The 26643-nt window shown below is 37.4% G+C and carries 19 protein-coding genes; 11 read left to right on the top strand and 8 right to left on the bottom strand.

The window, feature by feature from the left end; all coding sequences use genetic code 11:
* The first annotated feature begins 3 nt into the window (after positions 1 to 3).
* From NF867_RS17500 to NF867_RS17470, 7 genes are all read left to right on the top strand, one after another.
* Entirely contained in the window at positions 4 to 5022 is a 5019-nt protein-coding gene (locus tag NF867_RS17500) for a translocation/assembly module TamB domain-containing protein (RefSeq protein WP_252589691.1), read from the top strand.
* Between the two features lie 7 nt (positions 5023 to 5029).
* Positions 5030 to 7345 (top strand): translocation and assembly module lipoprotein TamL, encoded by a 2316-nt coding sequence (gene tamL, locus NF867_RS17495; protein ID WP_252589690.1) that lies wholly within the window; start codon positions 5030 to 5032, stop codon positions 7343 to 7345.
* A 161-nt stretch (positions 7346 to 7506) separates the two neighbouring features.
* Positions 7507 to 7878 carry a hypothetical protein gene (locus NF867_RS17490; RefSeq protein ID WP_252589689.1) on the top strand — a complete coding sequence of 124 codons (372 nt, stop codon included), beginning with the start codon at positions 7507 to 7509 and terminating at the stop codon, positions 7876 to 7878.
* Positions 7859 to 8170: a hypothetical protein gene (locus NF867_RS17485; RefSeq protein WP_252589688.1), complete on the top strand. Its 312-nt coding sequence runs from the start codon at positions 7859 to 7861 to the stop codon at positions 8168 to 8170. Before NF867_RS17490 ends, NF867_RS17485 begins: the two co-directional genes overlap by 20 nt.
* 94 nt (positions 8171 to 8264) lie before the next feature.
* Complete coding sequence (locus tag NF867_RS17480) at positions 8265 to 8729, top strand: response regulator (RefSeq protein ID WP_252589687.1); 465 nt, start codon at positions 8265 to 8267, stop codon at positions 8727 to 8729.
* Positions 8726 to 12160: a chemotaxis protein CheB gene (locus tag NF867_RS17475; RefSeq protein WP_252589686.1), complete on the top strand. Its 3435-nt coding sequence runs from the start codon at positions 8726 to 8728 to the stop codon at positions 12158 to 12160. Before NF867_RS17480 ends, NF867_RS17475 begins: the two co-directional genes overlap by 4 nt.
* 229 nt (positions 12161 to 12389) lie before the next feature.
* A complete protein-coding gene (locus tag NF867_RS17470; RefSeq protein ID WP_252589685.1) occupies positions 12390 to 12545 on the top strand; it encodes a lmo0937 family membrane protein in 156 nt (51 codons plus the stop codon).
* A 209-nt stretch (positions 12546 to 12754) separates the two neighbouring features.
* Here NF867_RS17470 and NF867_RS17465 read toward each other — a convergent pair whose 3' ends face one another.
* Both NF867_RS17465 and NF867_RS17460 read right to left on the bottom strand, forming a co-directional pair.
* A complete protein-coding gene (locus tag NF867_RS17465; RefSeq protein WP_252589684.1) occupies positions 12755 to 12949 on the bottom strand; it encodes a DUF6496 domain-containing protein in 195 nt (64 codons plus the stop codon).
* 180 nt (positions 12950 to 13129) lie between these two features.
* Entirely contained in the window at positions 13130 to 13612 is a 483-nt protein-coding gene (locus NF867_RS17460) for a PA2169 family four-helix-bundle protein (protein ID WP_252589683.1), read from the bottom strand.
* A gap of 561 nt (positions 13613 to 14173) precedes the next feature.
* Between NF867_RS17460 and NF867_RS17455 the strand changes: the two genes are divergently transcribed.
* The gene (locus NF867_RS17455; protein ID WP_252589682.1) at positions 14174 to 16309 is read left to right on the top strand and encodes a catalase; all 2136 of its coding nucleotides are present in this window, start codon (positions 14174 to 14176) and stop codon (positions 16307 to 16309) included.
* Positions 16310 to 16615: 306 nt separating this feature from the next.
* On the opposite strand, the gene NF867_RS17450 is transcribed toward NF867_RS17455, so the two are convergent.
* The gene (locus NF867_RS17450) at positions 16616 to 17239 is read right to left on the bottom strand and encodes a DUF4142 domain-containing protein (protein ID WP_252589681.1); all 624 of its coding nucleotides are present in this window, start codon (positions 17237 to 17239) and stop codon (positions 16616 to 16618) included.
* A 659-nt stretch (positions 17240 to 17898) separates the two neighbouring features.
* Between NF867_RS17450 and NF867_RS17445 the strand changes: the two genes are divergently transcribed.
* Positions 17899 to 18447, top strand: coding sequence for a YciE/YciF ferroxidase family protein (locus NF867_RS17445; RefSeq protein ID WP_252589680.1), 549 nt, complete (start codon positions 17899 to 17901; stop codon positions 18445 to 18447).
* A 63-nt stretch (positions 18448 to 18510) separates the two neighbouring features.
* On the opposite strand, the gene NF867_RS17440 is transcribed toward NF867_RS17445, so the two are convergent.
* From NF867_RS17440 to NF867_RS17425, 4 genes are all read right to left on the bottom strand, one after another.
* Positions 18511 to 18729 carry a YtxH domain-containing protein gene (locus NF867_RS17440; RefSeq protein ID WP_252589679.1) on the bottom strand — a complete coding sequence of 73 codons (219 nt, stop codon included), beginning with the start codon at positions 18727 to 18729 and terminating at the stop codon, positions 18511 to 18513.
* A 102-nt stretch (positions 18730 to 18831) separates the two neighbouring features.
* Positions 18832 to 19398: a YciE/YciF ferroxidase family protein gene (locus tag NF867_RS17435; protein WP_380725857.1), complete on the bottom strand. Its 567-nt coding sequence runs from the start codon at positions 19396 to 19398 to the stop codon at positions 18832 to 18834.
* Between the two features lie 250 nt (positions 19399 to 19648).
* Positions 19649 to 21109, bottom strand: coding sequence for a hybrid sensor histidine kinase/response regulator (locus NF867_RS17430; protein WP_252589677.1), 1461 nt, complete (start codon positions 21107 to 21109; stop codon positions 19649 to 19651).
* Between the two features lie 45 nt (positions 21110 to 21154).
* Entirely contained in the window at positions 21155 to 22255 is a 1101-nt protein-coding gene (locus tag NF867_RS17425; protein WP_252589676.1) for a sensor histidine kinase, read from the bottom strand.
* 733 nt (positions 22256 to 22988) lie between these two features.
* Here NF867_RS17425 and NF867_RS17420 point away from each other — a divergent pair.
* Entirely contained in the window at positions 22989 to 24065 is a 1077-nt protein-coding gene (locus NF867_RS17420; protein ID WP_252589675.1) for a glycosyltransferase family 4 protein, read from the top strand.
* A gap of 91 nt (positions 24066 to 24156) precedes the next feature.
* Positions 24157 to 26343, top strand: a complete 2187-nt coding sequence (locus tag NF867_RS17415; protein ID WP_252589674.1) for an amylo-alpha-1,6-glucosidase — start codon at positions 24157 to 24159, stop codon at positions 26341 to 26343.
* A 67-nt stretch (positions 26344 to 26410) separates the two neighbouring features.
* Here the strand turns inward: NF867_RS17415 and NF867_RS17410 are convergent, their stop codons facing one another.
* A complete protein-coding gene (locus tag NF867_RS17410) occupies positions 26411 to 26638 on the bottom strand; it encodes a YtxH domain-containing protein (protein WP_252589673.1) in 228 nt (75 codons plus the stop codon).
* Positions 26639 to 26643: the final 5 nt, after the last annotated feature.

Raw genomic sequence — 26643 nt, 5'->3', positions numbered from 1 at the left:
ATCATGCTATGGATATTTTCTGTAGTTGCCTTTTTATTGCTTTTAGTTTCCCTGGTGCTATACGTTCCACCTGTACAGAATTTTGTTAAGGATAAATTAGTAAGCTATCTTAAAAAGAAAACCCAAACCGAGATCCAGCTAGCAAGCATTCATTTAAAATTCCCCAAAGCAATTGAATTACAGGGATTGTATATCGAAGATCAACAGAAAGACACCTTGCTATATGCGGGAAAGCTTTATGTAGATATCAGTATGCTGCAATTGTTCAATAATAAAATAGATGTGCAGCATGCTGAACTGGAGAATGTTACTGCTCATATTTACCGGAAACTGCCAGACACTGTTTACAATTTTGCTTTTATACCGAAAGCATTTAGTTCACCGGCAGATACCATTGCAGATACAACTAAAAGTGAGTCCCTATCATTTAGTTTAGGAAAAATGGAGCTGCGTAAAATATACCTTACCTATTTTGATGAGGTTAGTGGCGATAGCGCCTTACTTTCATTAGGTGAGTTGCAAACAACGATTGATAAGTTCGACCTGGCTAACCCAACCTATAAGATTGATCAATTTAAACTCTCCAATGTTAAAGGTTACTACTATGAGCGTGAAGGTTTAATAAAAGCATCGGCTGAACCCATTAAAGAAAAAGAAGCGGCTAGTAAATTACCGGATATCGGCCTTCATTCAATCGCCCTTGAGCATATTGATCTGCTCTATAAAAATGCCATAAACGGCACTTATGCAGCTTTAAAGCTTAATGATTTTAATGCGAAGGTTAAATCAGTTGATTTGAACACACAAGCTGTTGAAATTAAAAGCCTTCAATGGGATGGGCTTTCAGCAATAGTTGCTTTAGATAAATCTGCCTCAAAACCTGATACAGCTACTATAGCTGATACCACGCAAAATAACTGGCATATTTCCCTCCATCAGTTGAATGTAAATAACACATCCATTAAGTACGATAACAATTTGATAAAGCCTCTTCTTAGTGGTATCGACTATAACCACTTAGCCCTAGAAAACGTGTTGATAACTGCAAGTGATATACTTTATTCACCCAAAGGTACCTCTGCCAATGTTGCCAACCTGCGTTTTAAGGAAAAATCAGGGTTCGAACTTAAAAAGTTAAAGGGTTTATTGACATATGATGATAAAGGCGCAAGCTTAAAAGAGTTCGAATTGATAACCAACCATAGCGCAATTAATAGTGAATTGGAAGTTACTTACCCTTCATTAGCGGTCGTATCAAAAGACATTGGTTTACTGGGGATCAATGCTCAAATAAAACAATTAGATCTGGGAACAGAGGACCTGGCCTATTTTCAACCTGAATTATTAACGAATGTATATGTTAAGAAACTGAGGGGTAAAACGTTTCATCTGCAAGGTGATATTAATGGCCGGGTAAATGATCTTAAAATTGAAAATCTGTTATTAACCACCTCTGCTACCAAATTATATGTAAGTGGCTCATTAAAAGGTTTACCCAATGTAGAGAAAGGAATTTATGATATTCAGTTGCATGAACTCTCTACCACCAATAACGATATTGCTTCATTGGTCCCTCCGAATCTGTTGCCTCCATCCATTAATTTACCTGGCCGGTTGCTATTAAAAGGTGATTTTAAGGGCTCTGTTAAGAACTTTAAAACAAATGCTACTTTAGCCAGTACGCTGGGAACTGTGCAACTTAATGCCCAAATGATTGAGGGAAATAAACCTGGGTATGAGCAGTATCAGGCTTTAGTAAACGTAAAGGAATTAAATGTGGGGAAATTACTTAAGCAGGAGCAGCACCTTGGAAAAGTTAGCCTAACAGCTGCCGTTAAAGGTAGGGGAACTAAAGTTTCTACTGCAAATGCATGGGCAAAGGGCTTGATCAGATACATAGATTATAAGGGTTACCGTTATTCAAACCTTAATCTCCGGGGATCTCTCCATTCGCAGCTGGCCGAACTACAAGCAGAAATGACCGATCCAAATTTGAGTTTTACTTTAAATGGCGCCGCCAACCTTGGTCAAAAATATCCTTCGGTGAATTTATCCCTGGTGGTTGATAGTGCTAACCTAACTGCACTAAACTTAACAACCGATCATATAAAGTTTAGGGGAGAACTTAAGGCAAATCTGCCAACCGCTGACCCTGATTATTTGAATGGCCGTGTTGATCTCTTCAATTTTCTTATTACAAAAGAGAAACTGCAATTTCCCATCGACTCGGTACAAATGGTGGCCATCACCACGGCCGACAGCAGTAGTTTATTTTTAAAGTCACCGATAGTTAATGCTTCTTTAAAGGGGAAATACCAATTATCGAATATAGGATCAGCACTCAATCAGATTATTAACAGCTATTATAAAAACGAATTAGTGAAGAAAAATGCATTTCCACCTCAGCAAATGGAGCTGAAAGCGACCATCAGTTCCCCTAAATTTGTACAGGAATTTTTTCCGGAACTCAAGCGTTTTGAAACAGCCACCGTTAACGGAACGCTCAATAGTGCCTCGAATCAGTTTTCTTTAAAAGCCAGTTTGCCTTCTATCGTTTATCAGCAAATGGAGGTTGATAGCCTGCAATTAGCTATTAATACTGACTCTTCTAAACTGGCCTACAGGTTATCTTTCGACAAATTCGTTCATCCGGAGCTGACCATGTATGCCACCCAGTTAAAAGGTAAAGCTTTCGATAACCAGTTGACACTTGACTTTAGCGTGGACGATAATGATCATAAGGAAAAATACTTTTTAGAAGGAAACCTGAAATCAGAGAATAATGTAACCGAGTTTAGACTCGGCAAACACCTGCTATTGAACTATGAGGATTGGCAGGTTCCGGATGATAATTACTTAAAATATAGTGCTAAAGGGATAATAATAAATAAGCTGGAAATTTCGGATGGTCATCAGCAGCTTAAGATCAACAGTAAAACCCTTAATGAAAAAGCGCCAGTTGTTGTGCTGCTTAAAGATTTTAATCTCGAAACACTGACCAAATTTGCAGAGCAGGATAGCGCTTTTGTAGGAGGTACCATTAATGGAACTGCTACCATTGAAAATGTAACCACTAATGCACTTTTTGTTACGGATCTTTCGGTTGATCGCTTTCGTTTTAAAACAAGTGTGGTAGGTGATATACGGATTAAGGTAGACAACCGGCAGACTAATGCTTATAATGCCGATGTCTCCATTTCGGGAATGGATAATGATGTTAAGCTGAATGGAGTTTATTTTACCAAGCCTCAAAGCGCCTTCGATCTGAACTTAGTGATCAATAAGTTGAACCTTAAATCCATTGAGAGCTTCACTTTTGGCCAGATCAAAAACTCCACCGGGTTCATCAATGGTAAAACTGCCATAAAAGGAACCGTTGACAAACCAGATATTAACGGTGAGATAAATTTCAACCAGGCAGGATTCCTGCTCAGTTATCTCAACTCTTATTTCTCGCTGCAAAATGAAAAAATTAGTATCAATCAGGAGGGAATTCATTTTAATGAGTTCACTATTCAGGATTCAGCAAAGAACGAGGCGGTTATAAATGGTTCCATTTACACCAAAGCATTTACCGATTATAGTTTTGGGTTAACAGTTACCACCGATAATTTCAGAGCCTTAAATACCAAGCAGAACAATAATGATTTGTACTACGGTCCGGTTTATATCGACAGTGATATAAAAATTACCGGAACCCTTGATCAGCCTAAGGCAAATATCAATGCCAAGCTGAGGGAAAAATCAGTATTTACAGTGGTGCTTCCAACAGCAACGGCTAGTGTTGTTGACAGGGAAGGGGTAATTGAATTTGTTGACATGGATTTGGTAAGGAAGGGAATTACGCTTACCTACGAGGATATGCCATCTGCCACGTCAAAAACAACATTTAAGGGTTTTGAACTCAGCGCAACCATTGAGATTGATAAAGACGCCGAACTGCACATCATTGTTGATCAGCAAAGTGGCGATAATTTGCGGGTGAAGGGTGCTGCTCTAATGAATGCTACTATGGACTTAAGCGGTAAACTAAGTTTGACCGGAACCTACCTGATTAGTGAAGGGTCCTATGAATTATCCATGTCGGGACTGATACGACGAAAGTTTAACATCAAAGAAGGTAGCAGCATTACCTGGACGGGTGAGCCTACTTCTGCCAATGTTGATATTACCGCTGTTTACAGCCTGGAAACTTCCGCTATGGAACTTTTCGAAAACCAGGTAAACAGTGCCAGCGCAACCGACCGGAATAAGTATAAGCAGAAACTTCCTTTTGAAGTGAACCTGATCATTAAAAACGAACTGCTGCATCCTGAAATATCATTTCAATTGGATATGCCTGAGGAGGAGAGAAGCCGGTATGAGATCAGCAGCAATGTCTACAACCGAATCAAACAAATTAATACTGATGAGTCGGAATTAAATAAACAGGTGTTGGGCTTGCTGGTGATGAATCGGTTTATTGCGAGCGATCCGTTTAGCAGCCTGCAATCATCAGGTGGAGGTGGAGTTGAAAGCCTTGCAAGACAAAGCGCCAGTAAGTTGCTCAGCGAGCAATTGAATAACCTTGCCGGCGATCTTATCAAAGGTGTTGATCTTTCATTCGATTTGGCCAGTGAAGAAGACTATTCAAGTGGAAAATTGGAGAATCGTACCGATTTAAATGTGGGGGTTTCGAAAGAATTATTTGGTGGACGAACATCGGTTTACGTGGGTAGCAATTTTGAATTAGAAGGGCAGGATACACCTAATAAAAAAAGCACAAATATCGCTGGAGATGTGGCCATTGAATATAAACTTTCGAGAGATGGAAGGTATAAACTAAGGGCTTACCGGAAAGATGAATATCAAAGTATTATTGAAGGCCAGGTCATTGAAACGGGATTGAGCTTTATCTTAACCATGGATTATGATCATTTTAAAGAGTTATTTCATAAGAGCAAGGATAGATCACTTATCAAATCAAAAAAGAAAAATAAAAAAGCTGCTAATTCAACAGCAGATACCGGTGTTAAACAATAGCTGAACTATGCAAAAAAATGCCCCACATAAGGTTTTTAGTTTGGTATCCATTTTTCATAAGCTGAGCTTAATGGTGGTATTGTATGTTTTGTCGGTTTCTTGCAGCAATACCAAATACCTACCCAAAGGTGAAAAGTTATATACCGGTGCTGAAGTGAAATTTGATAAACATTATAAAAGCAAGATTAAAGCATCAGCCCTCGAAAAGATGATCAGGCCGTTACCTAACAGTAAGTTATTAGGATTAAGAGTAAAGCTGTATGCCTATAATATTGCCAAAGAACCCAAAGGGAAAGGCTTGAATTATTTTCTAAAACGGAAATTTGGAGAACCTCCGGTGCTTTTCAGTACGATGAATATAAATAGGAATATTGATCTATTGACAAACTACCTGGAGAATCAGGGTTATTTCAATGCCACAGTTAGTGCGGATACCATTGATAAAAACCGTCGGGTTAAAGCCATGTTTAAGGTGAATGTTGGCAATCGCTATCGTATCAACAACATTGTTTTTCCTTCCGATTCCGACTCTTTGAATACCTACATTCGGTCGACCAGTAAGGAAACGCTTTTAAAGAAAAATCAACCATTTATTTTTGAAACAATCAAAGAGGAACGGATAAGAATTGATGCCGCGTTGAAAGAATTAGGTTATTTCTATTTCAATCCTGATTATTTGATCATGCAACTGGATAGTACTAACAAGAACAATACGGTTGATATCTACATAAAACTTAAAAAAGACGCCCCCGATAAAGCCTTGCATGTATACCGCTTAAACAATATCAATGTTTATCCGAATTATTCCCTTGAAAAAGATAGTACCTACAACCTGTCAATGGCCGTTAAATACCATGATTACTCAATTGTTGATGTAGACAATTTGTTTAAGCCTATCACTTTCGACCGGGCCATCTTCTTCGAGAAGGATAAAGTTTATACCCGAACAAATCATAACCTTTCGCTGAACAGGCTGGTGAATTTAGGCGCATTTAAATTCGTTAAACTTCAGTTAACAGACGCAGACAGCCTTTCGAGGCATTTGAATGCTGATTTTTATTTAACGCCTTATCCCAAACATTCTTTAAGGTTTGAAGCCACCGGTACGTCTAAGTCGAATAATTTTGTTGGGTCGGAGTTAAAGGTTCTCGACCGTAACCGTAATTTTTTGCGGGGAGCAGAGCAGTTTATCTTAAGTGTAGCCGCAGGTTTTGAAACCCAGTTGAATGGCAGCGCACCGGCATTGAATTCTTATTCATTAACTCCGGAAGTCAGCTTAACATTTCCTCGGTTTGTTACCCCTATCTCAAGGATCAATAAAGCAGGAGCACTGGCGCCCAAAACCAAAATAACGGCCAACTACCAAATTTTAACCCGTAGCGACTATTATACCCTTAATTCGGCAGGGTTGTTTTATGGTTATAGCTGGAAAGAGTCACTACGGAAAGACCATGTCTTTAATTTGGTGGCTATTAATTTTGTTAAGCCCACCAACACCACCGCAAAGTTCGACAGTATGTTAGTTGCTGATCCAACCTTAAAAGCCAGCTTTCAGCAACAGTTTATTATCGGAACCAATTACAATTTTGTCTATACCAATCAGTTGGAATCAAAACGGCCGAACAATTTTTACATTAATGCGAATATTGATTTTTCAGGAAATTTCATAGGCTTATTAATGCCGGGTAAAGAATCGGTGGATAATCCTTCAAAGATCTTCGGAACACCTTTCTCTCAATATGCCCGTGGTTATGTAGATGGGCGCCATTATTGGAACTTTAATCGCAATACCACCTGGGCAAACCGCCTGTTTATGGGAATTGGCTACGCTTACGGCAATTCTTCTGCCTTGCCTTACTTAAAACAGTTTTATGTAGGTGGCAGCAATAGTGTTCGTGGTTTCAGGGCACGCAGTTTGGGGCCGGGAACTTATCCTCCGGTTACGGATAATACAACCTTCCCTGATCAGGCAGGCGATGTGAAGTTTGAATTCAATACTGAACTTAGGGCCAAACTGGTGGGTATTGTTAAAGGGGCCGTATTTATGGATGCGGGTAACATTTGGTTAATTCGTGAAAATCCGCTATTACCCGGTGGTAAATTCAGGTTCGGGCAAGTGTTTAATGAATTGGCGGTAAGTACCGGTGCGGGCATCCGTATTGATGCCTCTGTATTTGTTATTCGTTTTGATGCGGCATTTCCTGTTCGTAAACCCTGGTTGCCTAATGGCGACCGTTGGGTTGTTGATCAAGTTGACTTCGGCAGCAAGCAATGGCGAAAACATAATCTTATCTTAAATATTGCTATCGGTTATCCATTCTAATCAGCCTGTTTAAGCATAAAATTGGCATGGTATGTTTTTTGAAACCATATGTATATATGAAAAATTTCGCTCCTGCTTTTACAGAAACGGTTTTGCATATCCCCCAGACAGTATTAAGTAACTGAAAAGGAAAAAAGTGAAAGCATGTGATAAAACTAATTATGGAAGATGATAAAATCCCCCGGTTAAATTACCTAATTGAGCGACTGAAGGTTCAAATGGAATTAAAGATTGAGCTTTTGATGCTGAAAATAGCTGAAAGCTGTGGCCGGACAATTGGCAATGTGATAACTAATCTGGCTGTGTTGATAATGGTTGTCATAGGTATAATTCTTATTTCAGTTGGCGCGGCTTATCTGCTGGTTCCCTATTTGGGGGCATTGTGGAAAGGCTTTTTGGCAGTAGCAGGCGTCTATCTTTTATTAGCAATAGTGCTTTACTTAATCAAGGACAGCGTTATAGAAAAGCCGTTGCTAAACGCATTTACCAAAATAATTTTAAAGAAAGAAGATCATGGTAAGGAAGAAGATTGAAAGTTTGGATGATCTGTTATTGGAAAGAGCTCGGCTCGAGTCATTAAAGGAGCAAAATGAACTGTTAATAAAACAGGAAATAGCTATTTACAAGGAACGGCTTAGGCCAGTGACCGAAATTATCAGCTTGTTTTCTAAAGCAAAATCAGAGGAAGAAAAGAAAACTAAAAGAGCTTTAATCCGAAGCTATTTTAAATCAACCGTACCCTATTTATTACCTTTAATTGGAGGACCTAAAGTGGGTATTTTAAGTTCCATCTTTTCGACTGTTAGAGGGATTTTAAAGAAATAAATTTGGATGTTTTGATATATTATTAGAAGTGACATTACGTTGAACAATGTAGACTCAATAATTTAACTTAAATTTGAATTTATGCGTCTGAAAAATGGATGACACTTCTCCCATCAAAGTCTTACTTGCCGATGACGATAAGGACGATTGTTTTCTTTTCAAAGAAGCATTAGAAGAAGTTTCGTTAGCTACTCAACTTAAAGTAGTGAATAATGGCGAGCAACTTATGCACTATCTTACAAAAGAAGCAGTTGAGTTTCCAAACGTTCTATTTCTCGACCTTAACATGCCGCGCAAAAATGGCTTTGCTTGTTTAGAAGAAATAAAGTCTAGTGAGAATTTAATGCATATCCCCGTAATTATTTTTTCTACCTCTTATGATGAGAATATTGCTGACCGGCTTTTCAAAAAAGGGGCACAACATTACATTTGCAAACCTGCTGAATTTTCACAACTGATAAAAATAATTGAATGTTCCCTTAAACTTATTTTAAAGGAGAAGACTTCATCACCATTAAAAGAAAACTTTTTGCTCAGTACTCTGAAATTAACAACATGAAACAATCTTCTTCCTATAAAAAAGAGTTCCATCCTTTGAATTTGCCTAAAAATGATTTTCCCATTGTTGCAATTGGTGCCTCGGCTGGAGGATTAGAGGCCGTAAGCGAATTACTGAAAAATCTTCCTCCTGATACAGGTATGGTTTTTTTGTATGTACAACATCTCAGTCCCGACCATAAAAGTATTCTCAGCTCGCTTCTTGCAAAAACTACTTCAATGAAAGTACAGGAAGCAACCAACAAAGAGTTGATGCATCCCAATAATGTGTATGTAATTCCGCCAGATAAGGAAATGAACATTGTAGACGGTGAGATTAGAATCACACCGCGCCCCGAAACTCCTAAAGTCAATTTACCGATCGATATTTTATTTGCTTCTTTGGCCGAAACACACAAAGAAAATGTGATAGGAGTAATTCTTTCAGGCAGTGCAACTGACGGTACTCGTGGAATGAAAGCTATTAAGCGCGAAGGCGGTTTAACTTTTGCTCAGGACGACACGGCAAAATTCTCCAGCATGCCCAAAAGTGCCATTGCAGCGGGGGTAGTTGATTTTGTTTTGTCACCCCAAAAAATTGCACAGGAAATATCGCATCTCAGCAAACATCCATTCATCAATTCTAATGGCAACAAAATAGGAGAGAATCTACATAAGGCAGATAGCGCAGCTGAAATCGAAAACACTAACCCCGACCTGAAAACCATTCTTCAGCTGCTGCATAAAACACAAGGTGTCGATTTCAGTCAGTATAAAATGACCACTATTAAGAGGCGCATCTTGCGGAGGATGCTTCTTTACAAAATAAAATCACTGCATGAATATGTAACACTGCTTAGGGAAAAAAATGAGGAAGTTAATATTCTCTACCAGGATCTGCTTATTAATGTCACTTCTTTTTTTCGCGAGACCGAAACGCATCAGTATTTAAAAACTACGCTGCTGCCAAGGTTGCTCAAAAGCAAAAATCCCGATGAACCTTTGCGTATATGGGTGGTTGCATGTGCTACTGGCGAAGAAGCCTATTCTATAGCTATCACCCTGCTTGAAATTCAGAGCAGCAAATTCACTAACATACCTATTCAGATATTTGCGACTGACCTTGACGCAAATGCAATTGCCAAAGCCCGCATTGGAGAATATTCTATAAACGAATTGGAAGAAGTTTCTCCGAAACGACTACAACGTTTTTACACCAAGTCTCCAAACGGTTATCGAGTGGCAAAGTCAGTTCGCGATATGTGTGTATTTGCACAGCATAACGTGTTGAATGATCCTCCATTTGCACGTGTTGATTTTATCAGTTGTTGCAATCTGCTCATTTATCTCGATACGGCAGCTCAGAAAAGATCAATCGCTACTTTTCACTATGCTTTAAATGAAAGCGGTTTCCTAATGTTGGGAAAGGCAGAAACCGTTGGTCAATCTACACAGCTTTTTTCCAGCTTCAATAAAAAGTATAAAATCTATGCACGAAGAAATCACTCAGGAACGCGATCGTTACCATCTTTAACCCCGCGTTTTGCAAAGCAAGCCCAAGTTGAAGGCAATTATTTCAACGAGCGGAAAATTCAAAAAAGTAGTTTGGCCGACAACGCAGGTCTCGATAAAGCTATTGATACGGTCTTACTTTCGCGTTTCATGCCTGCAAGTGTAGTTATTAACGAGCAGCTGGATATTTTACAATTTCGCGGAACGACAGACCTATACATTTCTCCCAGCACAGGCAAAGCTTCGCTCAATATCCTAAAAATGACAAGACCCGAAATTGCTTTCGAGCTGCGTTCTGCAATTTCAAAAGCAATTAAATCGAAGCAAAGCGTACGTAAAGTAGGCATTGAAATAAACATGAATGAAGTGATGCGTAGCATCAGCATTGAAGTAGTGCCACTTAAAATTGAATGGGAGGAGCCTGTGCTTCTGATCCTATTCACCGAGCAGCAGGTGGTAGAAACCATTACAGATCGTAGTAAAGATTCAAAAAGCAGTTCGGCAAAAGACCGTAGAATTAAAAAACTGGAAGAAGAACTGGCGACAGCCCGGGCTGATATGCTTGTTCTTATTCATGAACAGGAAGCATTTAGCCAGGAATTGCAAATGGTGAATGAAGAAGTGGTCTCGAGCAATGAAGAATTGCAGGCCATTAATGAAGAATTGGAAACTTCAAAAGAAGAGATTGAAAGTGCAAACGAAGAACTTACCACCACCAATCAGGAACTGCAAACCCGCAATGAATTGTTAAATGAGAGCTATGAATATTCGGAAGCCATAGCCGCAACCATTCATGAGTCTATGATTGTGCTCGATAAGGACCTTCGTGTGAAGACGGCCAACAAATCGTTTTATAAAACTTTTGCCGTTCGCCCTGAACAGACCGAAGGAGCGCTGTTGTATGAATTAGGAAACAGGCAGTGGGATATTCAAAAGCTCCGCCAACAGCTTGAAGAAATCATCTCCGGGAATTCCCAATTCTACGATTTTGAAGTAGAGCATGAGTTTGAAACGATCGGCCCTAAAGTAATGCTGCTTAATGCCAGTCGCATTACTCAGAAAGCTCACCGCGAACAATTAATTCTTCTTTCGATTGCCGACATCACCGAAATAAAAAAACTTCAGCAGCAGCTTCAGCAAATGGAAATAGAAAAAGAAAAAACTAAATCCACGCTTCTGGAAGCAACTGTGAGGAAACGCACCACAGATTTGATAGAATCTAACACTGCCCTTGAAAAAATGAACAAAGAGCTCGAAGCCTTCACCTACCTTTCAAGTCACGATTTGCAGGAGCCGCTTCGAAAGATTCAAACCTTTACGCAAAGAATTTTAGAAAAGGAAAGTCAAAACCTATCTGATACCGGTAGAGACTATTTCTACCGTATGCAAAATTCAGTAGAACGCATGCGAACGCTCATTCAGGATTTGCTAACCTTCTCAAGAATAAGTACAGCTGATCGGGAATTTGAATTAACCGATCTCAATAAAATTATTGAAGATGTAAGGAAAGATCAGAAGGAAGTGATTGAGGAAAAAAATGCCACCATCGAAGTTAAAGAACTATGCGAATTAACTATTATCCCTTTTCAGTTTCATCAGTTATTTCAAAACCTTATCAGCAACGCACTCAAATTTTCAGTTCCCGGTATTCCACCGCACGTAATAATAAAAAGTGAGATATTATCTGCAGCTCACTCACCTTTGGCTCATAAAAACGTCTGTCATCTTACCATAAGTGATAATGGCATTGGTTTCGAACAACATTACGCTGAGCAAATTTTTGAGGTATTTCAAAAGCTTCACGGAAAAGATGAATACGAAGGCACTGGTATCGGGCTTGCCATTGTAAAAAAAATTGTAGAGAACCACAATGGCCTCATTACTGCCACAAGTGAACTCGGCAAAGGGGCCACGTTTGATATTTACCTGCCAGTAAGATAGCTGAAGTTTTAACATCTGCTAAATAAATACTGCAGCAGACAGGAAAGGATGTCTAAAATGCCATTTACGAATCGGAAGAATTTCCGGTTATGTGTTATGTTGTTGATTTAATTAGTTAAATATCAGCATATTGTAGAGTATATTCCTTTTCTTACTCCCGAAATCTATTGTAAGCCGCATAAACTTATGGCATGGTAATTCGACTCTTTATTTCACTAAATTAATTGTTATGAGATCGATATTATATGTTCTGGCAGTTATCCTGGTTGTAGGATGGTTGTTAGGTTTAACCGTATGGCATGCAGGAGGTATAATCCACATTTTATTGGTATTGGCCGTTATCTCTATACTATTTACCCTGATAAGGTCAAATACAAATGCTTAAACATTATTTTAACTAGTAGATCAGATCACCCATGCAGCAAAGGATAGAATGCTCGCAAAATATAAGGAAATGGTCAATGAGGATAAAAAACCATCGCTGATTAAGCGATGGTTTTTTGGGTTTTAGTTCTGTTTAAATTGTTTCGCTGCTTTGCTTAAATCATATCAGAAAGGAGAGCACTTCTCCATCACCGAACACCATTAAAACAATCAATTATCCTTCTTAGTTGATTCTTTCTTTTTAGAGACTTTAGCACCGGCTGCTCGCGCTTCCGATAAGCCTATTGCAATGGCTTGTTTTCGACTTGTTACTTTTTTACCTGTACCAGTTTTTAGCTTACCTTCATTCATTTCCTTTACAGCCTTTTCAACTTTTTCCTGACTTTTTTCTGAGTACTTCGTCATAGTATTATGTGTTTGATTAGTATTTAATAGCTCAAAATGCAAGCCAAGGGGATAAAGAAAATGCGATGAATAATTGGAGATAAATATGTGTAATTAGCCTGTTTAAAGGTTTTACTCCACAAACTCTAAATTAACATAAGTAAAACGATCAAGGGTTGGCCTCAGTCGTTTTTACTTATATTATGAATTTAATACCAATGGTTGAATGGAATTGAGAAGCTCCTGAATTTCGAGATAGGTTTTGCTGATTGTGCTTTTCTGATTTTCCAATATTTTTAAACAGTTGGTATTGAGCATTTTAATATCCTCATTCTGCAAGAAATCTTCGTATAGAGCCAGTGTTTTTTTTTCGGCTATTTCGCACATTCTTAAAATACTTTGTAAGTCAGAATGAAGAAGCCCGTAATGTAATCCAACCCATACCCGATAAGCTTTCACTAATAAATTAGACTTGTTGATCTGACCACCCATCGTTTTAATGATTGATGATAATTGAACAATAAATCTTAAGCTCTTCCGACTGCATTTTGTAAAGTAACGCTTTAGATAGTTGTCGTCAATTTTATTGGAGGCATTTTTAAAGCCCTCGTACCTGTCGTGGCAAATTTCAATTAAACTATTTAACAGTGAAATCTGCTGGTGATACATGTTATCCATTTTCATTAATTCTTACTTCTGAAACAAGTGAAAAAGTAATACCATGATATTGATTGATAATTACAAAATTATAAAGTAGGATGATGAATTTCAATTACTTAAGAGTAAAACAAAAGGGGAGTTTTTACCATGATTTCCCCCTTTTGTCATTATATAACCACTAAGCTATTGCATTTTACTTGTCATTGGAATAACTATTCATTAGCGGTGTAAGACCCTTAGCCCATTTTCTGATTTCAGATGGTGAAAGCCTCAAAACATTTAACAAGCTTTTTCATGTTATTATTTTGATTGATCTAACTTATTCTACTGAAAGATGTGTGCCATACTTCTATTTGAATGAATAGGTCATAAAGGCTTTAATAAGAGGAAAGTACACATGATTCATGAATGACGGTATGTTGTGAGAATTTTTGTAGAGATACTTACTGTTAATGGGGCGGAAGGGGGAAAAACGCTTTTCTACGTAATCAATTAACTTAAGAATGTGCGCTAAGAAACGTTTCTTATGGCAGTCTTTTTGGAAAGCCTAACAAGTGATTGTTATACACTTAGACTTGTTTTCTCATGGAAAATGCAAAGAATAAAAAAGAGGGTAAGGGGAAAGTTAATGCATTGATTAACGATACTGAAAATGCTGAACAACAGCAATTATCCACTAATCAGGGCTTATTGATCAATGATAATCAGAATTCATTAAAAGCAGGTGATCGAGGCCCTACGTTGTTGGAAGATTTCATATTCAGGGAAAAGATCATGCATTTTGACCATGAACGTATTCCCGAACGAATTGTACATGCAAGAGGAGCCGGGGCGCATGGTTATTTCGAACTGTTTGAATCATTACAGCAATATACTAAAGCAAATTTTTTAACGAATACAGCACTGAAAACGCCTGTATTTGTAAGGTTTTCTACTGTTGCCGGGTCTCGTGGTTCATCTGACTTAGCAAGGGATGTAAGAGGCTTTGCCGTTAAATTTTATACCGAAGAGGGTAATTTTGATTTGGTTGGCAACAATATGCCAGTCTTTTTTATACAAGATGCTATTAAGTTTCCAGATCTGATACATGCAGCTAAGGGTGAACCGGATAATGAAATACCTCAGGCTGCCACTGCTCACGATACCTTTTGGGATTTCATTTCTTTAATGCCCGAATCAATGCATATGATCATGTGGGCAATGAGTGACAGAGCTCTTCCGCGAAGTTTCAGTCGTATGGAAGGTTTTGGTGTGCACACTTTCAGATTGATAAACGAAAACGGGGCTTCTACCTTTGTGAAATTTCATTGGAAACCAAAATTGGGAGTGCATTCGGTTATGTGGGATGAGGCGCAGAAAATTTCGGGAAAGGATCCTGATTTTCATCGACGCGATCTATGGGATTCAATAGAGGAGGGGTTGTTTCCGGAATGGGAGTTTGGCGTACAGCTAATACCGGAAAATAAAGAATTTGATTTCGATTTTGATTTGCTCGATCCCACAAAGCTAATACCTGAAGAACTGGTGCCTGTTAAAATTATTGGAAAATTAACACTCAACAAAAATCCGGATAATTTTTTCGCAGAAACTGAACAAATTGCCTTTCATCCGGGGCATTTGGTACCGGGCATTGATTTTACCAACGATCCCTTGTTGCAGGGCCGACTATTTTCTTATACCGATACGCAGCTATCTCGCTTAGGAAGTCCAAATTTTCATGAAATACCTATAAACAGACCATTAGCACCTGTACATAATAACCAGCGCGATGGACATATGCGCCAAACTATTAATTCGGGTAAAACCAGCTATCAGCCTAATAGCCTCAGGGGAGGCTGTCCTTTTCAAACCAGCATTGAGCAAGGTGGCTTTGCCAGTTACGCCGAACGTATTGATTCAACCAAAATAAGAGAACGCAGCAAAAGCTTTTTTGATCACTTTAGCCAGGCTGCTTTGTTTTTCAATAGCCAGTCGCAAGCCGAAAAAGCGCATATTATTAATGCCTTGCGTTTTGAACTGGGAAAAGTGCTCAGTGCCGAAGTTAAAACAAGAATGCTTGGGCTTTTGTCCTGCATTAGCATGGACCTGGCAAGCGCAGTAGCTGAGGGACTAGGAATGGTGGTTCCGGAAAAACCTTTATACCCTGTGAATGAGAGTATTCCGGCCGACGGGGTGGTTGAAGATTATCAGCCGATAATCGTTACCCCTGATCTGCAAAAATCGAAAGCCCTGAGCATGGAGTTTACTGTAAAAGACAACATTAAAGGGAGAAAGATAGCTTTACTGGTTAGTAACGGTGTTAATGGTGAAGCTTTTAATTCTATTAAAACCCGACTCGTCAATGAACAAGCACTCGTAAAAACGGTTTCGTTTAACTTGGGGTTTGTATACAGCAACGATAATCAATCAATTAAGGTAGACGAGAGTTATTTAACCAGCTCGTCGGTTTTGTTTGATGCAGTAATGGTGCTGGAGGGTGAAAATTCATCACATTTATCAACATTATCAACCATTGATTTTGTAAAAGAAGCCTATTTGCATTGCAAGCCGATAGCTATACCTATTCTTATGCTCGAACAACCGGAACTGCTTAATATTAAGGTGTTTTCAGAAAATGGATTTGGTGTAATTTTAATTAAAGACGGAGATTTTGATGGTATTACAGAAGAGTTTATAAAAGCTATTGCACAACATCGATTTTGGGAACGGGAGATTTCTTAATTAAAAGTGAAAAGCGGCGAGAGCCGCTTTTTTTAATGGTAAATGTAAGCCTGAATACTTTGTTACTGAAAGCCATTTACTGTCTTCCATGCTTAAAAAATAAATACCTTTTTTTATCCAGGTAATTCAGCATAGGTAATGATGTTTAGTTCATAGAAGTCAGATAATGGAGTCAATGGAACTAAAAATCGCGGAAAAGTACCTTTTCATAATAAACCAATTAGTTGAAGGGAGTTTAGATGAAAAGTGCATTTGGGAAGTTTTTCAAATAAATAAAGCCGGAAATACCGGCTTTATTTACATCAATTACATTTTATCAGTTCTTTCTTTTATTACATCGGCCTTGGTTTTATGAGCCGTTAGTACCGGAATAGTCGCTACTGCAAAATTCTGGATGTCGGTATTATTCGCATCCTTAGTTTTCTTCTCAAAAGCATCAATGGCGTCTTTGTGGCAACTTACCATTTCTTTTATATATTTTTTATCAAACTCCAAACCTGTTAAGGCCGCCAAATCATTATAAGTACTTTGTTTCTTCTCGGGAACTGAACTAGGCAATGAGATGTTGTTTTTACTCGCCAATGCCATTATTTGCTCATTCGCTTTAATATGATCGCTCTCTATTTTTTGAGCAAGTGTTTTAACATCCGCCGAGGATGCATTTTTTTGAGCAAGCTTTGCTGCTTCAATTTCAAATAATCCATCACCATAAGCTGTTGCTAAAAAATCAGCATCATCTTTCATTTTATTATTGTCAATTGAGTTATTCAGCGTGTCGTCTCTGTCATTATGAGTCATGGAGTCTTCATGGGAGGTAACATACCCAGCAGAGTCAACGGTGCTGTCAGTAGTTTTCGAGGTTTTAGACTGGCATCCAGTAAAGGCTATTCCAACTGCTACAGTGGCAATAATCCAATGTTTAGTTTTCATAATTTATCTAGTTGTATGTTATTGATCGGTTATAAATTCAATAACGTTTGATTTAATAGTTATGAAATGTTTATGCCAGTAGTTTTTTGTTCGTAAACATTTAGCCCAGGAATGTTTAAACCTGATTTTTATGAAGGATAGAAGACGGTTGTTCAATTATTGTGTTGAGAACGGAGTTCCCTGTATTGAGTAGATACTTGCTTAGTAATTAATAGTATATACACTTAATTGAAAGTGCTTTCGGATTAAATTGGCATGCGATTTTCCTTATAGAAGCCAAAGTATTTAGCGCCAGAAAATACTTGAAAGAGAACATTTAGAATAGGCTGCGGCACACCTATCTAAATGCTCTCTTTAAAGCATCGTAGTATCCAGGTGTTTTTTGAACTAGTGACAACACTAACCTCAGAATGTTGGCGATAATAACTGCTTCTTGTAAGCTTTTTTAATAAATCAAATTTTAATTGTGTTTAACATGAGATCAACACGTTATCTAATAGCTGCAATCCTGGTAATAGGGTGGTTATTAGGATTAACCCTGTGGCAGCAGGGAATATTATTCATGTATTGCTGGTATTTGCCCTTATTTCAGTTTTACTAACTTTTTTCAATCAACTACCCGGGCTTAATAAATTTTTAGTACCAATCAATTAATTACTATGGAAACTTCAGGGAATATAACGCATGCTCAACAGGTTATTGATATTAAATTAAAATCTACTGACTTACACGATCTTTTAACAGATCATTTAAAATCGCTGTACTGGACCGAACAGTTTTTAAGCAGGAACCTGGTTCCGATAATAGCAGTGGTGTCATCTGAGGAACTGCAACATATGTTAGATGGTATTTTAAAAGAAACGGAGTTGCATATTAAAAACCTGGAGGAAGTATTTGCTGCTATTGGTGAGAAAACAGCTGTTCAAACCTCTCATGCTGTTACAGGTTTACGTCATGAAGCATTTGAAATGATCCAGAATACCGACAGGCAAAGTTTTGTACGTGATGTATCTATTGTTGCTTCAGTTCAAAAAATAACTCATTATAAGATTGCTGTTTATGGTACTCTTAGAGCCACTTGTGTTGTATTGGGTTATCTGGCAGCAGCTGATTTATTGGAGCAGGCGTTAAGAGATGAAAAGAAAATGGATGAGGAATTAACAAGAGTGGCTGAAATTTTTGTTTATAAATGTGCTGCCTCTGAATAGCAATATGTTTCATGTTTTTCAAACCCGCATTTATTTAGCTAAATGCGGGTTTTTTTGTGAATTTTATCCTAATGGATTTTCAGATGAGGTTTTAGAACTGAAGCCACTTACTTCTTTAATACCATCTTTAACAGAGTCGAGTACATCTTCCCCCGTTTGTTTTAGTTTATCAACTACTCTGTTTCTAAAGTCAGTTCCCTTTTCTGATGTAAATAATGCTCCTATTGCAACTCCAACACATAAGCCTGTGAAAAAAGCAGCGATTGATCTTGTTTCGTTCATAATTATTTGATTTTAAGATAATTGAGAAAGTAATTGCCCGTTGTGAGATTAGCAAAGAGGTGTGAATTATACGTGTATCTAAATCCACACCTTTTATCAACATTATTCTTGGCTCGCCTCATCATTTATAAAACTTTCAGCAATTACCGTTAATGCTACATCGGTAGCTTTTTCATTTTCGAGAGTTTGTTCTAACATATTAGCGACTTCTGTATGCCCCATGTTTTCGGCAAAGGTTTTTAAAGTACCGTAGGTAGCAATTTCATAATGTTCAACTTTTTGAGCTGCTAAAATCAACCCTGCATCCCTTATCATTGAGCCACTAGCGGTATCTTCAATAATAGATTCCGCTTCTGCCATCAATCCTTCCATTGCTTCACATTTCTTGGCTACAGCTTTTTCACCTAATAGTTCAAAAACTTGTTCAAGCGTGTCAATATGCATTTTCGTTTCTTCTGAATGCTTTTCAAAGGCTTTTGCCAGCTCTGGTGAAGTGGACGCCTTTTTCATTTTAGATAATGCCTGTACCAGGTGTTTTTCGGCCCAGTAAATGTCTTTTAATTCATCAGTGAAAAATGAATGGAATTCAGGGTTTTCCATTTTGCCGGTTTTGCCTCCGGGTTTTGCTTTCTTTTGCGAAGCAACCTTTGTGCTTGCAGTTTGTGACATTGCCATAGTTTTAAATTTTTAAGTTCTACTTTTAGCCGGCTAAAAACATACCTTATACTCCAATCATTAAATAAGCTTGATAGAGCTTGTTTGATGCGTTTAAATGCTGATTTTTAATTAATTAAGATGTGTTAGGCTATGAAAAGTATTGCACTTTACGGGGAAGCTATGGCAACTTTTACTAGTGAGGTTAGCGATTCCCAGCTAACAGTATAGGAAGTTAAATAGGAAAAGAACAGAAATGATAAAACTACTCAAGGGGGTGCTTTTCTTTTAGGTACAATTCTTTTAACTCGTGTGGAATTAACGTAATGGTAAAGGTAGTCCCCGTTTCAGTATCACTTTCTACGAAAATAGCTCCATTGTGATTCAATATAATATTTTGAGAGGTAGTAAGTCCTAATCCTGTACCGGTATCTTTTCCGTTTGTATAAAAGGCCTCAAATATCTGGTTGATATTTTCCGGAGGAATGCCTTTACCATTATCATTTATTGAAACCATTACTCTATTGTTTTCTGTATAACTACCAATAGATATTTCGCCGTTGGCATTATCAATGGCTTCGATACCGTTAATGATGATGTTCATCAAGGCTACTTTTATCTTTTCTCCGTCAATAAAAAAGGGCTCGATAGGAGAAAGGGCACTTTGTATTTTAACATTTTTTTGGGAAGCAAAATCCTGGGCACCTTTTATTGCTTCGCGTATTGCATTATTAATATCCTGCCTAGCTAAATTGAGATGTGAAAAACGCGTGGAATTCAGTAACTCCGTAATCAGGCTGTTTATTCGTTGACAATTACGCTCAATAATATCGATTACAACTTTTTTCTCAGGATCTTTATTATCATCCTTTAACTCATTTATGGCAAAATTCACATTGGTAAGCGGATTTTTAACCTCATGAGCAATTACTCTGGCTATACGGCCTGTGGCTGCAAATTTTTCTTCTTCCCTTCGCTCAGTTTCTTTAATCGTAATTTTAGTAACATCGTGAATGATAAATTGATAATTAAAATCATCTTGTTCAATAAAACTTACCAGGCCCGATATTTTTTTGGTCATCGGAACAGAGAAGAAAGTAAAAATCTCTCCTTCCAATTGCTTGGTAATTACTGCTTCCCAAAACTTCAATTGTTCTTTTTCGTCGACTAAATGCAGAATTTTCAGATTTAACATCTCTGGTAAACTCTTTTCGAACCTATTGATCGCCGCCGGATTGGCATCGAGTATTTTACCCGATTGATTGGTTAGCAAAATAATTTCACCCGATTTTTCGAAGATATCTTTATACTGTTTTTCCTTATTTTCAATGATTTTAAACTGATTGAAACGTTCAATACTATAACGAACCGATCGCTCAAGGATATCAGTAGAAAGTTCATCTTTAATTAAATAATCATAAGCCCCGGCACGCATTACTTCTTTATCAATGTTTAAATTTCCCTTACCGGTTACAATAATAAAAGGAGCGTTTACATCGTACACTTTGGCAATATTCAATATTTCAATACCCTTATATTTGCCCAGTTTATAATCTACCAAAAACACATCTATTCCCGGTTCATTAAAAAAAACCAGGGCTTCATCATAATTAGCAGCTCTTTTAATTAAGTATTTTTGATTGGGAACCTGCTCTAAATAATGTTTTATAAGTATAAAATCTTCTTCATCATCGTCAATAATCACTATAGTAATATAATTGATCATCAGTATGCGGTTAAAATAAATGAATAAAAATAAATGGTTGACCTTCTATGAATTTAATGGCAGAATTATGCTAAAAGAAGCTCCTATATTTAATTTTCCATGAGCTTTGATATAACCTTTATGATTTTCTACCACTCTTTTGCAAATGGCTAAACCAATGCCGGTACCATCGTACTCATTACGTCCGTGTAGACGATTAAATATTTTGAATATTTCTTTTTCATCCTTCTCTTCAAACCCAATCCCATTATCAGAAATTTCAATTTGGCAATAATCTATTCCAGCAACCGGATTAAAAGTGTCATCAACTATGGTATTTACAGGGCTATTAAAAATATGGATTTCGGGAGATCGATCTGCTGATGCGTATTTTAACGAATTGGATATTAAATTAAGGAATAATTGATTTAATTGAAATTTAATTCCAATTATAGTTGGCAGATCATCAATAGTAATTTTCGCATTCTTTTCTTTAAACGTTAATTCAAGATCTTTGAGCACAGTGCTAACGGTTTCATTTAAATTTACTTGTTCTGTTACCGAATTGCTTGTCGGAATTAATCTTGAATAATTAAGGAGATCTTCAATTAAACGTTTCATTCGTAATGACGCATTTGAAATAATGCCCAGATACACTTTGCTATCATTATTTAGCTCTTTTGGATGGTTTTTAACTAAAGTTTCACTAAAAGAAATGATTTTCCGGAGAGGTTCCTGTAAATCATGAGAGGCAATATATGCAAAACGATCCAGCTCATCATTTGATTCGTTTAACTGTTCGATTTTAGCCTCCAATTCATTTTTTAACTTGTCTAATTGCAGAAAGTTATCTTGTTTATTTGTTATTTCTTTTTGTAAACCCATGTATGCTATCACTGATATTAATATCCCTACTAATGAGGTTATTAAAATGATAGGGATTAGAATCTCAGCATTTTTAACATATAAGCGGTTACGAGCCTGCAATAATTTCTTTTGCTGATAAATGATGGTAGAAAAATCCATTTCCAAATCATTTGCCTGTTTACTGCTTTCTTTAAAACAATCTTTCTGTATAAAGCATGATGGATCATCAGCAATCTTTTGCCAAAATTCAAACCGTCCCTGTATTTTTATAATTAATAACTTAAGGTTGCTTTGATTCATATCCTGTAGCATCAGATCGTTGGATAGGATTTGTAGAATAGATTGGGTCTTTGCTTTTTGTTCATGTAGTGAAGGAATTAGGAAAATAGAGTCTCGGGATAGGGCATAAGCGCGAATATTAGATTCAGTTTCTTTTAATATTAATTTTAGTTCCTGTATATGGTTAATGGTTTCCTGCGATCGGTTTACCAGGTTAACATTGCGAAGAAATGAAGTACAGATAATAAAGGATAGGACCGATGTACAAATCAGTAGAAAAATAGATACAAAAAAACCCACCCTGATTTTATGCAAGGTATTTAGGAAATTGAACATGTTAAATTATAATTTACTATGTGCAAATGATGCTTTGCTAATAATTGAATGAGCCGAGTAATAATTTACACAATTAATTAAACTCAATTAGTAATGCACGTTATTTTATAGTGTCCTTAAGAGTGGCATAATTTTCCATTATTATCCTCCTCGAAATGAGTTATTACCTATTGAATAACTCAACTTATGTACCACATAAAAGTTGAAATAATGAGCAATCCCAAAAAGAGTGAACCGAAAGGAAGGAAACAATCAATTAAGCGATTGCAGCCTCCAATATATCCTGAAAGAAGACTACTACCAGCAAATGAGGAATAGTTACCCTTATTGTTTACCATTAATTCGAAACTCATTATAAATTCCTGTGGCATAATAATTTCATTCTTATTGATTGCACAAATCAAATCGTTGAAGTATTATGAGAATAGCTCAAATAGCCCCCCTTTATGAATCCACTCCGCCACAGTTTTATGGAGGAACCGAAAGAGTGGTTTCTTATTTAACAGAAGAATTCGTTAAACAAGGTCATGATGTAACCTTGTTCGCATCGGGAGATTCGATTACCAATGCGAAACTTATTAAAGGAAGCCCGAAAGCATTAAGGCTCGATATCGGATGCATTGATCCATTGGCGCATCACTTTGTGATGCTTCAAAAAGTATTTGAAATGGCCGATCAATTCGATGTTTTGCACTTTCATATCGACTATTTACATTTTCCCTTTTCAATAAGAAGTGATTACTGCCATATTACTACCTTGCATGGTCGTTTGGATTTGCCTGATCTTCAACCGCTTTATAGTACTTTTGATAAAGTGCCGGTGGTGTCAATTTCCAATCATCAACGTAAGCCACTTTTACAGGCTAACTGGGTGGATACTGTATATCATGGTATTCCGCATGATTTATATTCATTAAACAGTGGAGAAGGCCATTATTTGGCTTTTTTAGGTCGTGTTTCTCCTGAAAAACGGTTGGATAAGGCCATCGAAATTGCTAAAGCGGTGGGAATGCGCCTTAAAATAGCAGCAAAAATAGATAAGGTTGATATTGAGTATTTTAATCATCACATACGACATATGCTTGATCATCCGTTAATAGAGTTTATAGGAGAAATTGGAGAGACTGAGAAAAAGATTTTTTTGGGAAACGCTGCAGCTCTATTATTTCCAATTGACTGGCCCGAACCGTTTGGAATGGTAATGATCGAAGCCATGGCTAATGGAACACCAATAATAGCTTTTAATAAAGGGTCGGTTCCGGAGATAATAGACCACGGAGTAACAGGTTTTATTGTGAGCAATGAACAAGAAGCAATTGAGGCTGTTTATAATTTACCTTTAATTGACAGGGCCGAATGCCGACGTGTTTTCGAACATAGGTTTGGTGCCGATGTAATGGCGCGGAACTATATTAAAGTGTATGAGCGGGTGGCTGAAGATCATTGCACCCAAAAAAATAGAGCGAGAAAAACATCCATTAAAGAAATAATTTAGTTCCTTTTGATACCATCTATTAATACATGGTAACCGCTAATAAGTGCAACAAATGAAATAGAAATGTTGTTTGATTCTAAATAGCTCTCTTATGCCTGATGCAATTATCCAACTTGAGAATAAGTTTTATATCTCAGCAACCTCTTCATATGCTGATGATAGAATTAAGATCTTAAACCAAACCGATACCTTCGGAATATTTGATAGATGGGGAGATATAAAGCAGTTGGGAGAAGAAGTACAGGGAATCTATCATCAGGGAACCCGTTTTATCAGTGATCTTGAGTTTAAGATCAATAACAATCGTCCTTTGCTGCTAAGCTCGGCGATTAAAGAAGAGAACGAACTTCTTTCAGTTGACCTTACCAATCCATTAATTCAATTTCAGGAAAAGGAGAATAAAACGGATGTTCCGAAAGGGGTAATTTATATAGGTCGTAGTAAATTTATTCGTAATGGAATGTGTTATGAATCTATTACCCTTATTAATTACGGAGCAGAAAAATACGATTTCAATATTTCAATAAAATTTAAAGCCGATTTTAAAGATATTTTTGAAGTCAGAGGTATTAAACGGGAAAAAAGAGGTGAGATCTTTGAAATTACCCATACTCCCCAAAATGAGATCATTATTAAATACAAGGGCCTGGATGAGATTATCCGCACGGCTATTATTACCTTATATGAAAAACCCGATGACTGGGAAGATCAAACCAATGCTATTTTCCATATCTCATTAGATCCACATCAGTCAAAAGCAATACAGTATGCTGTTAAATTTATAGTAGGTGATGCGGATGACTACACCATTTCACCCTATAATAAAGCGCAGGATCAACTGATAAGTGATATAGGAAAGTCGAGAACCCTATTTGCAAATGTTTTAACTTCTAATGAACAGTTTACTCATTGGTTAAACCGTTCTCAAATGGATTTGATGTCGTTATTAGCTCAGACTCAATACGGATTGTATCCCTATGCCGGTGTACCCTGGTATAATACGGCCTTTGGTCGAGACGGCATTATAACGGCTTTGGAAACACTTTGGATAGCACCTGACCTTGCACGTGATACCATTTGTTTCCTTGCTAAAAACCAGGCATTAGTAGAAAATGCATACCAGGATGCCGAACCGGGAAAAATACTGCATGAAACCAGGGGAGGAGAACTAGTGGAGTGTAATGAAATTCCATTTAAACAGTATTATGGATCAATAGACTCAACGCCTTTGTTTGTGGTATTATGTGGAGCCTATTATAAGCGCACGGCTAATCTCAAGTTCATCAAAGAAATGTGGCCCCATATTGAGAAAGCTCTCGATTGGATAGATAAATATGGCGACGTAGATGGTGATGGTTTTGTTGAGTATCAGCATAAAAGCATTAACGGGTTGTTTAACCAGGGATGGAAAGATTCGCATGATTCTATTTCCCATTCTTCAGGCGAACTTGCTGAACCTCCTATTGCTTTATGTGAAGTTCAGGGGTATGTTTATGATGCTAAATATAAAGCGGCCGAACTAGCCGATGCGCTCGATAAAAAGGAGTTGGCCACTAAGCTCAGAAAACAGGCACAGCAATTAAAGGAACTCTTTAACCAACAATTTTGGGACGATGAAACCGGCTGGTACGTCCTTGCTCTTGACGGTCAAAAGAAAGCTTGCATGGTTAAATCATCGAATGCAGGACACGTACTTTATTCGGGTATAGCTGATAAAGAGAAAGCCATGAGAATGAAGGAGAATTTAATGAAGGATGATATGTTTAGCGGATGGGGGATAAGAACCTTGAGTGTTGAGGAAAAAAGGTATAATCCTATGTCGTATCATAACGGTTCGGTATGGCCTCATGATGTGGCTATTATTGCCTCCGGCTTTTCTAAATATTTCTTTCAGCAAGAGGTTATTAAATTGACCGGGGCATTATTTGATGCTTCAATTTTTATAGAGTTACAGCGTTTGCCTGAACTGTTCTGCGGTTTTTATAGAAGAAAAGGTGAAGGACCTACCGCTTATCCGGTAGCCTGTTCTCCACAGGCTTGGGCTGTTGGTGCGGTATTCATGCTTATGGAAGCGTGTTTAAGAATGGAAATAAATGCCATTGAAAAGAAGATTGTTTTTAAGCAACCTGTACTTCCAGATTTTCTTAATAACATCATTATCGAAGATTTAGTAGTTGGTAAAGGAAAGGCTTCGTTTGAGTTGCATAAGTATAAAAATGATACGGGTTTGATTGTTAAATCCAAACCAGCAGATTGGGAGATTTACGTTATTAAATGAAAATTGGAACGTTATTATTACTTAAAGCGATCGGTCAAGTATGTTTTTGGCCGATCGCTTTTTAAAGCTAGCTTTTCAGACTATCTGCAGCCTGATGCATTTTATCGGCTAACTGATTTTTCCCACTTTCCAGATGACCTTTGAATTTATCCATTAAGTCATCAGACGTACGTTTAAGGTTTTCTTTGGCTTTTCTTTTAAATTCCAAGCCTTTTTCGGAATTAAGCATAGCGTTCAAAGCAGCACCTGCTGCAATACCTACAACAAGAGCCATTAGTGATCTTGAGTTATTCATAACCT

The sequence above is a fragment of the Solitalea agri genome (genome assembly GCF_023914155.1).
In the GTDB taxonomy this organism is placed as follows: domain Bacteria; phylum Bacteroidota; class Bacteroidia; order Sphingobacteriales; family Sphingobacteriaceae; genus Solitalea; species Solitalea agri.
The sequence above is the reverse complement of the archived record's forward strand: the minus strand, read 5'-3'. Positions and strand labels throughout refer to the sequence as shown.

Excerpts from the sequence above, each read along its gene's own strand:
- NF867_RS17455 (WP_252589682.1), top strand. The coding sequence starts at position 14,174 with ATGGAAAATGCAAAGAATAAAAAAGAGGGTAAGGGGAAAGTTAATGCA.
- tamL (WP_252589690.1), top strand. The coding sequence starts at position 5,030 with ATGCAAAAAAATGCCCCACATAAGGTTTTTAGTTTGGTATCCATTTTT.
- NF867_RS17420 (WP_252589675.1), top strand. The coding sequence starts at position 22,989 with ATGAGAATAGCTCAAATAGCCCCCCTTTATGAATCCACTCCGCCACAG.
- NF867_RS17475 (WP_252589686.1), top strand. The coding sequence starts at position 8,726 with ATGAAACAATCTTCTTCCTATAAAAAAGAGTTCCATCCTTTGAATTTG.
- NF867_RS17490 (WP_252589689.1), top strand. The coding sequence starts at position 7,507 with ATGGAAGATGATAAAATCCCCCGGTTAAATTACCTAATTGAGCGACTG.
- NF867_RS17500 (WP_252589691.1), top strand. The coding sequence starts at position 4 with ATGCTATGGATATTTTCTGTAGTTGCCTTTTTATTGCTTTTAGTTTCC.
- NF867_RS17480 (WP_252589687.1), top strand. The coding sequence starts at position 8,265 with ATGGATGACACTTCTCCCATCAAAGTCTTACTTGCCGATGACGATAAG.
- NF867_RS17415 (WP_252589674.1), top strand. The coding sequence starts at position 24,157 with ATGCCTGATGCAATTATCCAACTTGAGAATAAGTTTTATATCTCAGCA.
- NF867_RS17435 (WP_380725857.1), bottom strand. The coding sequence starts at position 19,398 with ATGTCACAAACTGCAAGCACAAAGGTTGCTTCGCAAAAGAAAGCAAAA.
- NF867_RS17425 (WP_252589676.1), bottom strand. The coding sequence starts at position 22,255 with ATGAATCAAAGCAACCTTAAGTTATTAATTATAAAAATACAGGGACGG.
- NF867_RS17410 (WP_252589673.1), bottom strand. The coding sequence starts at position 26,638 with ATGAATAACTCAAGATCACTAATGGCTCTTGTTGTAGGTATTGCAGCA.
- NF867_RS17485 (WP_252589688.1), top strand. The coding sequence starts at position 7,859 with ATGGTAAGGAAGAAGATTGAAAGTTTGGATGATCTGTTATTGGAAAGA.
- NF867_RS17465 (WP_252589684.1), bottom strand. The coding sequence starts at position 12,949 with ATGACGAAGTACTCAGAAAAAAGTCAGGAAAAAGTTGAAAAGGCTGTA.
- NF867_RS17470 (WP_252589685.1), top strand. The coding sequence starts at position 12,390 with ATGAGATCGATATTATATGTTCTGGCAGTTATCCTGGTTGTAGGATGG.
- NF867_RS17430 (WP_252589677.1), bottom strand. The coding sequence starts at position 21,109 with ATGATCAATTATATTACTATAGTGATTATTGACGATGATGAAGAAGAT.
- NF867_RS17445 (WP_252589680.1), top strand. The coding sequence starts at position 17,899 with ATGGAAACTTCAGGGAATATAACGCATGCTCAACAGGTTATTGATATT.
- NF867_RS17450 (WP_252589681.1), bottom strand. The coding sequence starts at position 17,239 with ATGAAAACTAAACATTGGATTATTGCCACTGTAGCAGTTGGAATAGCC.
- NF867_RS17460 (WP_252589683.1), bottom strand. The coding sequence starts at position 13,612 with ATGAAAATGGATAACATGTATCACCAGCAGATTTCACTGTTAAATAGT.
- NF867_RS17440 (WP_252589679.1), bottom strand. The coding sequence starts at position 18,729 with ATGAACGAAACAAGATCAATCGCTGCTTTTTTCACAGGCTTATGTGTT.